Annotated in this window: 12 protein-coding genes and 1 pseudogene; 7 read left to right on the top strand and 6 right to left on the bottom strand. The window is 45.4% G+C overall.

From position 1 onward, the window contains the following. Positions 1-24 precede the first annotated feature (24 nt). Entirely contained in the window at positions 25-255 is a 231-nt protein-coding gene (locus tag QUA40_RS17280) for a hypothetical protein (RefSeq protein ID WP_333127923.1), read from the bottom strand. A gap of 1,017 nt (positions 256-1,272) precedes the next feature. Here QUA40_RS17280 and QUA40_RS17275 point away from each other — a divergent pair. From QUA40_RS17275 to QUA40_RS17265, 3 genes are all read left to right on the top strand, one after another. Continuing rightward, positions 1,273-2,562: a glucose-1-phosphate adenylyltransferase gene (locus tag QUA40_RS17275; protein ID WP_333127921.1), complete on the top strand. Its 1,290-nt coding sequence runs from the start codon at positions 1,273-1,275 to the stop codon at positions 2,560-2,562. A gap of 718 nt (positions 2,563-3,280) precedes the next feature. Continuing rightward, positions 3,281-3,499: a hypothetical protein gene (locus QUA40_RS17270; protein WP_333127919.1), complete on the top strand. Its 219-nt coding sequence runs from the start codon at positions 3,281-3,283 to the stop codon at positions 3,497-3,499. Positions 3,500-3,847: 348 nt separating this feature from the next. Further along, positions 3,848-4,858, top strand: coding sequence for a J domain-containing protein (locus QUA40_RS17265; RefSeq protein ID WP_333127917.1), 1,011 nt, complete (start codon positions 3,848-3,850; stop codon positions 4,856-4,858). Positions 4,859-5,020: 162 nt separating this feature from the next. On the opposite strand, the gene QUA40_RS17260 is transcribed toward QUA40_RS17265, so the two are convergent. The 5 genes from QUA40_RS17260 to QUA40_RS17240 form a co-directional block, all read right to left on the bottom strand. After that, positions 5,021-5,296, bottom strand: a complete 276-nt coding sequence (locus QUA40_RS17260) for a DUF1816 domain-containing protein (protein WP_333127915.1) — start codon at positions 5,294-5,296, stop codon at positions 5,021-5,023. A 369-nt stretch (positions 5,297-5,665) separates the two neighbouring features. Next, on the bottom strand, positions 5,666-5,956 hold the full coding sequence (locus QUA40_RS17255) for a DUF1816 domain-containing protein (RefSeq protein ID WP_333127913.1): 291 nt from the start codon (positions 5,954-5,956) through the stop codon (positions 5,666-5,668). Between the two features lie 570 nt (positions 5,957-6,526). Further along, the gene (locus tag QUA40_RS17250) at positions 6,527-7,282 is read right to left on the bottom strand and encodes a DUF2993 domain-containing protein (protein ID WP_333127911.1); all 756 of its coding nucleotides are present in this window, start codon (positions 7,280-7,282) and stop codon (positions 6,527-6,529) included. A 128-nt stretch (positions 7,283-7,410) separates the two neighbouring features. Next, on the bottom strand, positions 7,411-8,004 hold the full coding sequence (locus QUA40_RS17245; protein WP_333127909.1) for a pentapeptide repeat-containing protein: 594 nt from the start codon (positions 8,002-8,004) through the stop codon (positions 7,411-7,413). A gap of 101 nt (positions 8,005-8,105) precedes the next feature. Further along, the gene (locus QUA40_RS17240) at positions 8,106-9,515 is read right to left on the bottom strand and encodes an HD domain-containing phosphohydrolase (RefSeq protein WP_333127907.1); all 1,410 of its coding nucleotides are present in this window, start codon (positions 9,513-9,515) and stop codon (positions 8,106-8,108) included. 276 nt (positions 9,516-9,791) lie between these two features. Between QUA40_RS17240 and QUA40_RS17235 the strand changes: the two genes are divergently transcribed. The 4 genes and pseudogenes from QUA40_RS17235 to QUA40_RS29040 all read left to right on the top strand — a co-directional run bounded on the left by QUA40_RS17235 (position 9,792) and on the right by QUA40_RS29040 (position 14,677). After that, complete coding sequence (locus tag QUA40_RS17235) at positions 9,792-10,529, top strand: DUF2993 domain-containing protein (protein WP_333127905.1); 738 nt, start codon at positions 9,792-9,794, stop codon at positions 10,527-10,529. Positions 10,530-11,031: 502 nt separating this feature from the next. Then, positions 11,032-11,604, top strand: coding sequence for a DUF6658 family protein (locus QUA40_RS17230; RefSeq protein WP_333127903.1), 573 nt, complete (start codon positions 11,032-11,034; stop codon positions 11,602-11,604). A gap of 922 nt (positions 11,605-12,526) precedes the next feature. Next, positions 12,527-13,327: pseudogene (locus QUA40_RS29045) on the top strand (cache domain-containing protein); the annotation flags it as partial. Between the two features lie 207 nt (positions 13,328-13,534). Then, the gene (locus QUA40_RS29040; protein ID WP_445301157.1) at positions 13,535-14,677 is read left to right on the top strand and encodes a PP2C family protein-serine/threonine phosphatase; all 1,143 of its coding nucleotides are present in this window, start codon (positions 13,535-13,537) and stop codon (positions 14,675-14,677) included. Positions 14,678-15,046: the final 369 nt, after the last annotated feature.

Genomic DNA, 15,046 nt, shown 5'->3' with positions numbered 1-15,046 from the left:
GAGGATAAGAAAACCTAATTTTAGTTAGCCCGATGAACGCTCAGAAATTGGGCGAACTTTGTCAATCTCTTTAAGGATAGAGGCATATTTTTGAAGTGCCGAGGTAATTTTATCGATGCAGTCAGATTCCCCAGCCAAAATTTTGGAAACAAAATATCCACCTTCATTGATGCTGGAGTCCTTGAATACCAAGCTTTTGGATGGGGAATTTGTGTATTCCGAGGATCTAGTCGTTTCCCTTAAAGAAGCCAACATATTCAGTCCTCTAAAAGTGAGTTTAAGGGTAGATACAGCCTTGAATTCAGAGCTTCTGAAACTGCCAGCGACCTTGTTTATTTCGCTCATTTTTATTTAACCTATCTATCAGTTTCCCCTATTTTTGCAGCGCTGCCATCCGCGATTACACGGAATTTACAACGTTTTTCGAGGTTATGAGTTACAGTAGCAGCAATGAGTGAACCAATGTTTTAAATGGTTAGGGTTCATCAAATTAAGGGCAACTGCTACGATCCGATCGCTCTCTGGGACCTTGGGATAGAACATTCGCAAAAAAGATTTAAGCTGCTACCCCCACATTTCAATAGGATTAAAATCAGGAGAGTAAGCAATAGTTAGGACTGTTTTTTAAAGCTCCTGTAAGCCTTACCGAGGAAGCCCTGCCATTTTTAACGCATTTTAGGCAACTTAGGGCTGGACTTAAACCTTGAAAGAATAGCGCACTATATAGCCAGTAAGGATTGTGGAGACTAGACTCGATCTAAAACTGTCCGAAGTATTGACCCAAAAAAACTTATTATTAACAACCAAAACCCGAACCTTATTCTGGCTCTCCTGGGTTTATGGTAAATACGATATCAGACACAACTGTTCGCGATTCTGTGATGCCCTTGGAGTAAGGATATGCGGTTTGTTTATCACCACAAACTCAGGAGAACCCTTATTCTTTCCTTAAACAGCCCTTATTTATGGAGGGGTATTTTAACTCACAACTCAAAACTTTTTTAAATATCGATTATTGATTGATGGGTATTTTAACTCACAACTCAAAAGCCATAACTCCAGTCCCGGACGCACTCCAACTCTCATAAACTGGGTTTTTTAGCTTTTATTGAAGGTTTGAAGAAGTATTTGGATTAAACAACCCAGTTTCTGCGTAAGCGACTCAACTCATAACTCATAACTCAAAACTTCCTTGCTCCCCCCCCTTGTCAAGAAGCCCTCACCATCCGACACTGGACTTGGAGAGTTAATCGACCCTAGGGAGAAAGTTCCTTGAAAAAAGTCTTAGCCATCATCCTCGGTGGCGGTGTAGGCACCCGCCTTTACCCCCTAACCAAACTGCGAGCCAAACCCGCAGTTCCCCTCGCAGGCAAATATCGCCTCATCGATATTCCTGTCAGCAACTGCATCAACTCCGAAATAGTCAAAATCTACGTCCTAACCCAATTCAACTCGGCATCCCTCAACCGTCACATCTCTCGCACCTATCAGTTTTCCGGCTTCACCGAGGGATTTGTCGAGGTGCTCGCCGCCCAGCAAACTCAGGAAAACCCCAACTGGTTTCAAGGGACAGCCGATGCAGTTCGCCAATATCTCTCGCTGCTAGAACAGTGGGACGTTGATGAATACTTGATTCTTTCGGGCGATCACCTGTACCGCATGGACTACCAGAAGTTTGTGCACAGACACCGCGAAACCAACGCCGATATCACCCTCTCGGTTTTGCCCATGGACGAGAAGCGGGCCTCGGATTTTGGTTTGATGAAAATCGACGACACCGGCCGCATAGTTTCTTTCAGCGAAAAGCCAAAAGGCGATGCGCTAAAACAAATGCAGGTGGATACTACTACACTGGGACTGACAGCGCAGCAGGCTCAGGAAAGTCCTTACATTGCTTCGATGGGGATTTACGTCTTCAAAAGAGAAGTTCTGATTAAACTCCTGAAAGAATCTCCCAACCAAACTGATTTTGGTAAAGAGATTATTCCGGCTTCTGCAAAAGACCACAATGTTCAAGCTTATTTGTTTGACGATTACTGGGAAGATATCGGAACCATTGAGGCTTTTTACGATGCTAACATGGCTCTAACAAAACAGCCTCAGCCTCCTTTCAGTTTCTACGATGAAAAGGCGCCTATTTACACTCGCCCGCGTTTCTTGCCGCCGACTAAGCTTTTAGATACTCACGTGACTGAATCGATTATTGCTGAAGGCTGCATTCTCAAACAGTGCCGAATCGACCATTCTGTGTTGGGAGTTCGATCGCGTATAGAAGCTGGATGTACGATTCAAGACACTCTGGTGATGGGTGCTGACTTCTACGAACCAGACGCCGAACGCCATTCGGGTTTGGACAGCGGCGGCGTCGCCCTCGGTATCGGTGCAGATACTACAATTCGCCGGGCGATTGTGGATAAAAATGCCCGCATTGGCCGCAATGTTCAAATAATTAATAAAGACCGAGTGGAAGAAGCAAACCGCGAAAACCAAGGTTTTTACATCCGCAGCGGCATTATCGTAGTCCTGAAAAATGCCACAATTCCTGATGGAACTATCATTTAGTTATTAGTCATTAGTCATTAGTCGTCAGTCATTAGTTTTTTAAGTTAAAATCAGTTACCTCTCAGCAAGTGACTGATGATAAATAACTAAATTAGTGACAGATAACCAATGACCGATGACTGATGACTGATGACGAAATTAATTCTTTTTTTTAGTTCATTATTAAGGGCAACCGCTGGTTTAGGTTGTCGAAATACTCCGCTTTATTCAAAGCAGCGCAGATTAATTAATAAGGGATAGTCTCTGCTAGCGTCTGCCGTGATACAGATATGTCCGCTCGCCTGCGTCTGGCGAATAGCTTCTGATTCTTGTATTTGCGCTGGTAGCACGACTGACAAATGCGCTGCCCGTTTCTGAGTACAACAGAACTCTCGGAACTATCTTTCCAATCGTCGCAGCAGCCACAAGGCCAACTTAGCAAATAATTCATAATGTTAGCACCCTAGTAGCGTTAAAAGCTGATCGCTCTACTATCCTATCTTAATGTTTTATAAAAATGTGTGATTTAGCTAACAGACAGAGGAGGAATTATGTTATATTAGTGGGATTTAAATCTATTCAGAGGTTGTAAAAATAAAATTTTATAGTAGTGGTCTGGGGTGAGGAAAAAATATATCGAAAATTTGTGGAATTACTGCGCGTTTTAAGGTATAAGTTGGTCACAATTCAGGCAGCAGATTAGACCAGAGTTGCTGATGAGAACTTTCTAAGATTTGCATTGAGTGAAAAGCTCAGATCGACAAGTTCGATCGCACGGCGCCACAAAAAAAGATCGATCGTCCGCGCCAGTCAACTTTCCTGGGCTCGCGCCCGCAACAGCAGCAGCTTTCCCCGCCTCACCTCAATCGGGCTGCGGCTTCCCGAACGCCCTTTGCCTCATAACTCCCCAAAAGTTTTCGCCACAGGAGTTTCACCGTCTCAAAGCTCACAGGTATAGCAACGGCCTATAGGGTAAGGACGTTCCTTAATTGATGAAAGCATTGTTTTTGCTGTCGAATGCCAAAAGCATTTCTAGAGGCGGCTGCTCCGGCTCCCTTGTGCACGAGAGAGCCGAATGCTATAAAATCTCAAACAGCGGCGGAGTGCGGAAATTGCGATCGAACGCCAAGCAACAACCGAACTCGATCGAGTCCAAACCTTTGATAACCTATAATTTGAATGAGATGCCGCAGGCACTTCGGCTCCTGGCATTATACTAATGCGCCATCCTGCGGCTAATTTGGCATTTATTCTTTCTAACAACTAACAACTAACAAATAACAACTAATAAAGAGGGGATTGCTTAATGGCTGCAACAGATTTTAAAGACTATTACGCTATTTTGGGACTCAACAAAACTGCCAGCTCTGACGAAATTAAAAAAACTTTCCGCAAACTAGCCCGGAAATATCACCCGGACATGAACCCCGGGAACAAAGAAGCCGAAGCTCGTTTTAAAGAAGTAAACGAAGCTTACGAAGTGCTCTCCGACCCAGAAAAACGCAAAAAATACGACCAATACGGTCAATACTGGAAGCAAGCTGCCACAACTCCAAGCGGATGGCCAGGCGGGGGCGCTACGAATGTAGACTTTGGCGGGGTTGACTTTAGCGAGTACGGCAGTTTTGACGAATTTATCAATGCCTTGCTAGGTCGCGCAGGTAGTAGTCCGGGTAATGCCCGCAACGCCAAGTGGAATTACAGCAACTACCGCACCAGCAGCGGCGGGCCCACAGGTTTTGGCGGATTTGAAGATTTCGCGGGGTACGAAAACCGCAGCGCAGGAAGCTCTCTCGACACCGAGGTGGCGATTTCCCTGACTTTGGGGGAAGCATTTCGTGGCACTTCCAAGCGAGTCGCCACGGGCGAAGTTTCGATTCCTGCGGGAGTCAAAACCGGCAGCAAAATTCGGGTAAAAGGCAAAGGTCAAGTTGACCCGTACACGAAGCAGCAAGGAGATTTGTACCTAAAATTAGAAGTTTTGCCTCACGCTTTCTTCCAGTTTGAGGGAGAGAATTTGGTCTGCGAAGTGCCGATAACTCCCGACGAAGCGGTGTTGGGAGCTTCAATTGAAGTGCCGGCGCCTGAAGGTATGATCACTGTGAAATTTCCAGCCGGGATTCGTTCGGGTCAGTCTTTGCGGTTGCGGGGCAAAGGATGGCCGAAACCCAAGAAAAACGAGCGGACTGATTTGTTGGTAAAAATTGCGATCGTGCCACCGAAAGAAATTAGCACTGTAGAACGCGAATGCTATGAAAAAATCCAAGCAACTCGCACTTTTAATCCCCGCAGTAATCTTAATCAGATGCTAATTTGAAAAAGCGTGCATTTCTCGGACGCAAAGAAAATTATTTCTTCAGTATTTCCTCGGGACACAGCATTGTTGTGTCCCTACTGTATGCAATCGCGATCTCATTTGAAAAAAACCCTGTTAATAAATCAACTTTTCTTCGCCCGTAATTGGCACTTTCCAACCTTCTCAAGACTCTTCGCTAGCTCTTAGCTGAGTAGGTTGGCTACCTTGTTTGAGGTTGATGGTAATTTTTTTAGCTCCTTTGTTCTCTAGGTCTCGGATGTAACCGGTCGATCTGTCAGAAGCTTCCTGTCTGCTGTCATAGGGCCCAAAGTAATAGGTACGCTTTGGCGAATCAGTATCCACTTCTACCCACCATTCGTCGCGTCGAGTGCTGCTAGTAGGTTGAGCTAGCACCCACAATGCCGTGAAAAACATACCCAACATAGAGATTTCAAACATATTTACCTCTGGGAAGATTTAAGTAGTTTTTACTGTTCTAAATTTATCAATGCAACCGGAGCGATCGGCTCGTCCTCAGTGCTGATTTAGCCCCGATTATTTTTGGCCGTTAATGCTGGCTAAAATCTGCATTTTGGTGGAGATGATGGCGACTTTTAAGCCACCACTACAAATACAAAGTCCGCAGAGTAAGGATTTGGACAAGATCATGCTTAATATTATTGTTGAGGCTTGAGGTAATTGAAAACTCAAACAAAACTTAGGCACTCTTGACGCTCAGAAACCGGGTTATTTAACAGATACCCCTCGTGATAGACGGAGTATTTTAGTCGAAAAACCCGGTTTCTGGCATCTGGACTATCAAAATTCTTAAGCCGCGATACCCTCTGAGAATTCACTATCGCAAATCGTGAGTTCCGAAGGCTGACACCGTTTGATGCGGATGCTAAGTCTTTGGGCTCCCTCGCTTTCAAGGTCTTCGACATAGCCCGGAATATTGCTGGAGGCTTCTTTGTCGGTGTCGAAGGGGCCAAAATAGTAGGTACAGTGAGGCAAATCTGTGACAATTTCTACCCACCATTTCTCGGGCCTGCGGGTGCTTGATCCAGCAAACACGGACAATACTGCGACGTAGATACAAAATAAATAAAATCCGAGCATTTTTCCTCTTTTGGGGTTATTTATTTTCTCACAGGACTTACGCCCTCGCGACTCTCATCAACCGGGTTGTTCAACTCCGGGCGATCGCCCTTTACCAGAGAATTTAGTCCTTCAAACCCGGTTTCTGGGTTGAGGACAATCTAACTTTATCAAGGTAATTTATGCGATCGCATCAATCTGAGTGCTGATTTTGAGGCGAGAATAGAATCCCAGTGAATCAACTATTTTGCATTTAAATTTAAGCTTGAGGGTGCGCTAGGAGTGGCCACCCCACAAGAGTTTAAGTACGGAGTAGTTGATTAATTAAATGCGCGACAACTTAGTTCTGTAAATACGCCGGCAATAACATTTCTTGGCTAGATGAGGTATGAAATCAAACTTAAGAAGCTTGGCAACACTGGTTTCGGTGCACCCAATTTTTGTCATAAAGGCTATAGCGCGACCTTACCCTAGCAGCGCCACAGCTTAACAACTGTCGCTAAAATAGCAAAACCCGCCTGGGCGGGTTTTTTTGTTAAGCTATAAAATTCCTCAAACAAATTTCATTTGGCCACCTCAGCAGGCTGAGGTTTAGCGCTTGCCTTTGGGGAACTGTTCGATACCAGCCCAACCGTAGAAAACCAGCTCGTCGTTTTGAACTCGGCAGCGGTCTACTCGCAGTTGAGTGCCTTCTAAGGCAAATTTGTCTAAGTCTAGCAAGTTATTTACGTGGGCAATTATAGCTTGACCCAAGTCTACTGCTTGCCCGTCACCGCCGTAAGTAACGCTGACAAATTGGATTTTGCGTCGGTCTTCTACTTGCAATTGAGCTGTAATATCTATGTTGACGGGTTCGCTGGCATCGCCTACGGTAATTTCGGACTGAAGCCGAATTGATTTGTCGGCTCCGAAGCTGACTTCAGTGTTTTGAAAGTGCAGAGATTGCTCTTGATAATTCAGCTTCTGGAGTTTTTCAACTACAAAAGGTGTATTGAATGAGGTGGTTAAATCCGATCGACTTAAGACTACTCGCATATTTGCCTGGGTAGGCTGCCGCAATTTGACTTGACCTGCAAAAATCGCCCCAAAATCAATGGAGAGTGCTTGCAGATAGAGTTCCATCACTTCTATGCGGAGGCCGTTGTACATCAACATACCTTTGCCAACAAAGTCGAAACCGTCGATGCTTCCCTGCAAGAGTTTGGCTACTGGTTCGACTCGGATGTTGGCCTCGGCCTTTTCAGAACGCTTGAATAAGGCTGCGATCGCAGCTCCTGCTACTTTACTAACAAGGCGATCGCCACTTTGACCTTGAAAGGATGTACCGCTAAACAAAGCTGCTACCATTTATTCGTTTGCTCATCTACAGTCGCCATTATAACCCTATATTAAGAAATGTAAAAATCGCTTGTGCTTATTCACTCTATAAGCAGATCTTGTTTTTTTGTCTGTCTTCAAAACAACATTGTTGAAATTTAAAGGCTCAGGGGCGTGCCTTGGAGACAGGCGCGATCGAGCAAAGCTCCATCCCAAACGGTTTGTTCGATCATGGCGCAAAGCAAATTAGCCCCCGTCAGGTTAGCGCCCCGCAGTACGGCTCCATTCAGGATCGCTTCTTCCAAGTCAGCTCCCGACAAATCAGCGCCGGACAAATTAGCATGGCTCAAATCGGCACCAAGCAAAATTGCCCTAGCCAAAGCAGCGCCCCGCAAATCGGCACCTCGCAAATCGACACCGCTCAAATCCAAATTGCCGATGGATGCCGCCGTCAAAAAAGCACCCCCAAAACTTGCATCGCGGACTAAAGCGTTAGCGAAGGAAGCCCCCCGCAAATCGGCATTCCGAAAATCTGCGCCTCGCAAGTCAGCGCCACTCAAGTCAGCGCCTCGGAGGTTGGCTCGCAATACGGCCCGCTGCAAGTTAGCGCCGGCGAGATTAGCTCCACTCAAGTTGGCTTGAGACAAGTTAGCATCGGCAAGATCGGCTCCCGCTAAGTCTTGGCCGGCTAAATCAGTGCCGGCCAACATCAAAATTTTGCCTTTGCGTATGGCTTCGAGGTCATTAGTCATTAGTCAGTTGTCAGTTGTTGGTTGTCAGTTGTTGGTTAACAGTCAACAGTCAACAGTTAACAGTCAACAGTCAACAGTCAACAGTCAACAATCCAGTTATTTTATAATGCCGGAGCGGCCGAGGTCGTTCGATCGCCCTCCTCCAACCACACGTTAGGCAGTTGGCTCGGGCGGTTTGGTAACTCCATCAAACCCATTTCTGTCAGTCTGACGACGTTGCTGAGAGTTTCCACCAAAGCCGGATCGAAGCGAGTGCCAGACAGTTCGCGGCACTGTTCCAAAGCTTCGCTCAAACTCAAAGCCGGACGATCGCCACGCGGTTGAGTCAATTCTTGAAAATCAGCGACTAACCCCAAAATCCGCGAAGCAACGGGTATGGTTTCGGCTCGCAAACCCTCGGGCCTGCCGCTGCCGTCCCAATATTCGAGTTGGTGCTTGACAATTTCCGCTACAGGTGCTAATTCCGGCATTGCTTGCAGCAGTTGGGAACCAATGAAACTGCGATCGCGCCAAAAGGAGAAAGTTGCTTGGTCAAAAGCATCGGGAGTGCGATCGAACACCTCATTCGGGGCAGAAACTAAGCCGACTCGAAACACCAATCCAGCCAGCCGCAGCCTCCGCAACTGCAAAGCCGGCAAATCCAGCAGTTGACCCAAAGTTTCCGACAAAGCAGCCACCTGCAAAGACGCTGTAGGATTTGAGGTATCGCGTTCGTCCACGCGCTGGGCCATCCGCAGAAAAGCTTGAAGTTTGTTAGCGTTCAAATTGCGGCTGATGCGTAAAGCTTGACCTTCCAATTCCCACAACTCGCGGGTTTGGCGGTTAATTGCTACCATTTGCTGCTGAGAACTTTGCAGGTAAGTGACTATCCGCGATACCACGCCACTAATGTCGGCCAAGGGCGGGCCTTTGGTAGCCAGGATTTCGTGGTGCATTTCTAGCAAACTGTCGGCCAGGGGGGAGTTGTAATGTCGCGTCTGTTCTATAAAAATTTCTGCAGCAGCCGACACCAAAGACTGGTCAAACGACCACAAACCGTAGAACTTTCGCTCTGTATCTACTTCTGGCTTGCCCTCGGGCAAGTATTCCTGGTCTGAAAGTTCGCGGCAAAGCACCATTGCTTTGTATGTCGGGGCGAGGATGATTAAATTCCATTCTTGGATTATGGGGTCAATCTCATCAAGATTTATTAAAGATACATTTTCTAATTGCCCGGTTTTGTGGGTAGCGAAACCGCTGTCGGCTACTGCACCGATGACAACGCGCCGAGAAGCATTAGCAATATCTAGGTAGCGATCGGCTTCCTGTAAATACCATTTTCCCTGCTGAAACGTCACCAAAACTAGGGGTTTGAGTTCGATATTTTCCCCGGCGCTGGTTTGCAAAATGTGGTCTTCTAGGGCGTGACATAGGGCTACTAGGGTGTTTTTGAAGTAAACCCCGTAGCTAGAAGGCAGTTTTCCGTCGGGAAGTGTAGCTTGTAGTCTGGCGAGAGTTGATTCTGGATTCATTACAAAAGGCGGTGCCGGCTCTTAACTTATTGTAGCGGGCGATCGAACTTCTCGAAAAGACTTTTAGCAAAAATCCGAGTTTTTGATTTTTCACCGCTTCGCAACGGATTCAACGTAGGGTGCGCCGAAGAACACCTTACTACTTTTAGCAACTTTGTAGAAACCCTCTGTCTTTGGCTGAGTTTTTTTAATACGAGAAACCTCCCGAGAGGAAGACGCTAACTCAATTAGGTATTAACTACTATTTTAAAAACAATATTATTAGGAATGCTGAGCGTGCTTCAACAAAATAGGAGTTTAGGGGAACAGGCGATCGACAAAGTGGCCGAGATTGCTATTGCTAGCAAATTAGACGAGTCCGAAACTTTGTCTGTCACAGTCAACACCGATCCGATCCAGCTAGCCCAAGGTTCAGTAGAGGCCGTTGCAGTTGAGGGCACAGGGTTGGTAATGCAACAAGATTTGCGCGTGGAAGATTTGCAAATTCACATAAAGGATATTGCTGTCAATCCCCTGACCGCTATGTTTGGCAAAATTGAACTGAACGGGCCTGCCTTCGGTGCGGCACGCGCCGTTTTAACAGAAAGCGATATCAACCGCGCTTTTAATTCCGAATACATCAGCAGGAAACTGAAAAACTTAAAAGTTACTGTTGAGGGACAACAGCAGACAATAGACGTTAAAACTATTGAGTGCCAATTGCTAACCGGAAAAATCGCTTTAAATGCTGAGGTATTGGTGCGGGAAACTACCTCAACTGAAAAAATTTATTTTACGTCAAAACCTCAGATCGCAGAGGGCGGTTGGGCAATTTCTCTTCAGGATGTCGAGTATCCCGAAAACAAGGAATTTTCCCCCGAGTTAACTGAAGCTTTGGCGGACAAAGCTGGTGAAGTTTTAAACTTGCGAAATTTTGAACTGGAGGGAATGTCCCTGCGAATTCAGCAGCTAAATGTGGAAGCTGGTGTGCTGACTTTGCAAGCTGAAGCGAAAGTCGAAAAGTTCCCAGAGTAGCAGTAGGGTTGTGAGGTTAGTAACTGGTAGGGTGCGTCAGTGGATTTTAGATTTTAGATTTTAGAGGTTAGATTACTCCACAGATGAATCTGGCTGCTGGAACAAGAGTCTAAAATTTTTAGAACTCTACGGCAGGAGTCGTTCGCAAGTATCTGTTTTTGGGCGTGGTCAAAAACACAAAAGCTTTTGTGAGCAATTATTGGAACGCACGCACCCGAAGACTACGCTTTCAAACTACCTCCGCCGTTTTCTTCTCCGTCGGGTACGCGATTTTCTCAACCGAACTTTCTCTAGAAACCCGGTAAAAAAACCGGGTTTCTAGATATCGGCGTGTTAGTCCTCCCACAAATAATCTCTCGAAGGCGGTCGCACTTTTTAAATCCCTCTAAAGTTATAAAAAAATAGATAGAAATATGCTGCAAAATATCACCGCCGTTAGAGGCAGGCATGGGGAGTTTATTTTTACTCTTGACAAGTAGTAGTAAACAATTGGGAAAATTTTGTGAACACAGTAACTGCTTTTTTTAAAAGACTGCGTATCGGTCAATTTTTGACTGTATTTATGGCAGGTGTGCTGCTGTTTACCAGCACCGCTTGCAATGCGGGCGATGTTCGAGGTGCTCGACCTGAGAATCCTCCCGTTCAAATGGGAGGAATGAATAACCCTCACAAGGCCGGTGGTGATGGATATACTAATTATAAAACATCCACCGATCCTAAAGTAAATCAGTCGCCTGCTCAAGCAGAAAAGAATCGGGCTGATTTGTCTATCGTAGGCGATCGACTCCTGGCCTCGACTACCGCTGAATCTAATTCCTCAAAGCTGCTTTATCCGGGTTCTGCACCCATGGAAACTGACAAGTTCGACCTCGAACTCGGCGGAGATAAAACTCTATTAGAAGCGCCAGACGGACAGCCGGCTAAGGCTCAACCCGTATTCGATCGCAGCGATCCCGATGCCAATATTTTAGAGAGAGTAGGCGCCGCCTTTAAGGATGCTTCTGGTTTCCTCAAAGATAGCGCTGAAGATGCCAAGGAAAGCTCGGTTACGAAACTCAATCCGCTGCAAAAATAAGCCAGTGGGAGCAAAGATGATGTAGGGGCTGTCTGAAATTAGCCCCTACATAAATAATATAATTTATTGAAACTAGATAAACGTTTGTAGACCTCCTATCGGCTCAACAAAATTTATGCTCTTTCTGCATTTTTGATAAAAGCCCGATTAAGAGGTTTTAAATTTTATGGAATTTATGGTGCGAATGCGGGAGAGTATTTAGGGGAATTTTTAATCAGGTTGGAGAAATATAAAATAAAACAGATGGATTAAAATTAACTATTTTGCTGTAAATAAAACTGACTGGATTCTTAATTACGTGAACAACTTCTGCCACCAACTGTGCTAAAATTGACTATTCTGAGTAAATTATCTCAAAATTCCAAGGCAAGTTTCGTTACTCAACTTAAATTTTTGGGTCCTTCTGCATAGCCCGGAAAAATCCTAAACACTTTTAGGTGTAAAGAAGTTTTGTAATGATGGATAAAATACCAAATAGCTCCCAGAGTATTGGAGAGCTTTTTATTAAATAACAAAGTTTTTATTAGAATAGCGAGAGGTTCTGGGCATCAGGGTGTTATTGAATCTTTCTATAGCAGGAGAAGTTTGTGCCCTATCTCTCCCGCCAGATTGGTATCGCTGGCGAGGGAAAACTTTTTCAGAGATGACCCAAATATCTGTATAATACAGCGCATATTGCCTGTAAACTGCTGAGAGCGAATCCCACAAATCTGCTGGTTGCAAGAAAATAGGGATGTCTACAGCTTCATATAAAGCCAGTGCAGGCTTTGTGTGGGATTAAAATGCCGTTTGTATCCCCCTAAGCCAGTGATGATATTGCATTGCGGGTTGTGAAGCAACAGGTAGAAACTCCTAAGAACGCACCGCAACAACTGGAAGCGATGCTGAAAGGGTGAATTATTCTTCGTTAACCACTATCCCCATGAAATCTGTGAAAAATACTTCTGGTAAATTGCGTCTCCGTACAGCCCTCGTCGTTCCCTTCGTTTTGCAAATTGTAGCGGCTGTCGGGTTAGTTGGTTATCTCTCCTTCCGCAATGGGCAAAAAGCCGTTAATGACTTAGCAACCCAACTCAGTAATCAGGTGAGTACCGGCGTCAGTCAGCAGTTAAGTAACTACCTAGCAACACCCCAACAAGTGAATGGAATTAATGCACAGGCGATCGACCTGGGGATGCTAAACCCAGAGGATTTCGATACAACCAGACTATTTTTTTGGCGGGAAATGAAGTTGTCTGAAAAGCTCAGTAACATTGTGTTCTGTAGCCAGCAAGGAGAGTGTGTCGCCCTTGAACGAGGAGACGATGGTTCTCTATATACAGAAAGGATAGAAGCATCCGATGTAACGCTGACCAAACGCTATTCCCTTGACCAAAGGGGCAATCTAAAAAAACTTGTGTCCACGGGAAACTGGAATCCCAGGGAAGATGGATGGTACAAAAATACGGTAGCTAAGGGTAAACCAACCTGGAATCCCATCCATCAATGGGTGGATCGCCCTGAGATCATTTCCGTTGTTTCTACCTACCCGGTGTATGACTCATCGAAGCGATTGAGGGGTGTACTGACTGTAGATTTCCTTCTGTCCCAAATCAGTGATTTCCTGCGTAATTTACACATCAGTTCCTCTGGTAAAATTGTCATCATGGAACGGGATGGCATGATTATTGCCAGTTCCAGCCAGGAGAAACCCTACAGAGTAGTCGATGGCAAAGCCCAACGCCTGAGTGTATTTCAAAGCCAAGAACCCCTGCTGCGGGAGTCGGCTCAACAGTTGCGCGATCGCTTTGGCACATTAGGTCAGATCAGCACCCCCCAAATGCTGTCAATGAAAATTAACAATGAAAAAACATTTGTGTCTGTCACACCTTGGCAAGATAAGTTGGGACTCAACTGGGTAGTCGTCCTGGTGATTCCAGAGTCCGATTTTATGGGGCAGATCAATGTTAATACCCGCAACACAATCTTACTGTGTTTAGCAGCACTAGCTTTGGCAATTGTACTCGGTGTCCTGACTGCCCGCTCGATTACCATTCCCATTATCCGAATCACTAAAGCTGCTGAAGAAATTGCTGCTGGTAACCTCGACAACCGAGTAGACACTACTCACTTTATTGAAATTGAGGAAATTGATACACTGGAACATTCCTTCGACAGCATGGCAGGGCAACTGAAGGAATCGTTTGAAACCCTAGAAGATAAAGTTAAAGAACGCACCGCAGAACTAGCAACTGCTAACGAAGAAATCATCGCCCTCAACGAGAGACTCAAGAAAGAGAATCTCCGCATGGGTGCTGAATTGGATATAGTGCGCCAAATGCAGCAAATGATTCTGCCTAATGCTGAGGAACTAGAAATTGAAGGACTCGATATCGCGGGATACATGGAGGCTGCCGATGAAGTCGGAGGCGACTACTATGAGGTCTTAAACACTGATGGTATTGTCACTCTTGGCATCGGTGATGTTACTGGACATGGACTCGAAAGCGGTATCTTGATGCTGATGGCGCAAACAGCCGTTCGTACCCTCAAGGAAATCCGCGAAACTGATCCGGTTCGGTTCCTGGATGTGATCAACCGCACCCTCTACAAAAATGTGCAGCGCATGAAGTCCGAGAAAAGTCTCACCTTGGCGATTTTAAATTACTCCCAAGGACGGGTCAGTATTAGCGGACAACATGAAGAAACAATCATTGTGCGAAACGGTGGAGAAATTGAACGTATCGACACAATGGATTTAGGCTTCCCCATCGCCCTCGACGATGATATTGCTGATTTCATCAGTCACATTTCAATTGAACTACAGCCAGGAGATGGTTTAGTGCTATATACCGATGGTATTCCCGAAGCCAAAGACATTAAGAAAAAACAGTATGGACTTGAGCAGATGTGTGAAGTCATTAGCAAAAACTGGCATTTGTCTGCTGGGGAAATTAAGCAAGCGGTGATTGACGATGTACGGCGACATATCGGCACTCAAAAAGTATTTGATGATATTACGCTGTTGGTGGTGAAGCGGACGGGCTTAGCTTTAGAAGAAAAGTTAGAGCCTCAAGCAGCCGCATTGGTTTAGAGCGATCGCCAATACAAGAGAAAAAATAAATTTATGACATTAAACTGGAAATGGTCGTCGGGGCGATCGCATTAACCGTCAAATTTACGAGGAGGTGGTACGATACCTCAAAGGCAGCACCACGCAAGAGGCTAAATCTCCAGAGAACTTCCAAGCCATAGTCCAAGTCTAAATTTCTATGAAACTAATCTATTAATCGTTGTTCAATACGATTTTTTTATTGTCATCTTTTCCATAATTATTGCCGTTTTTGCCTCCTATAGCAATCCTAAATCATTATCAAGACTCTGATATAATTAGGGCTTGCTGAATAATCGATCGCAAACTATGAATAGGAGCGACCGATATATTCAAACTCAACTAAAGATA

It is taken from the genome of Microcoleus sp. Pol11C3, assembly GCF_036701485.1.
Lineage (GTDB): Bacteria > Cyanobacteriota > Cyanobacteriia > Cyanobacteriales > Microcoleaceae > Microcoleus.
Note: the sequence above shows the minus strand (reverse complement) of the source record. Positions and strands in the feature narration are given on the sequence as shown.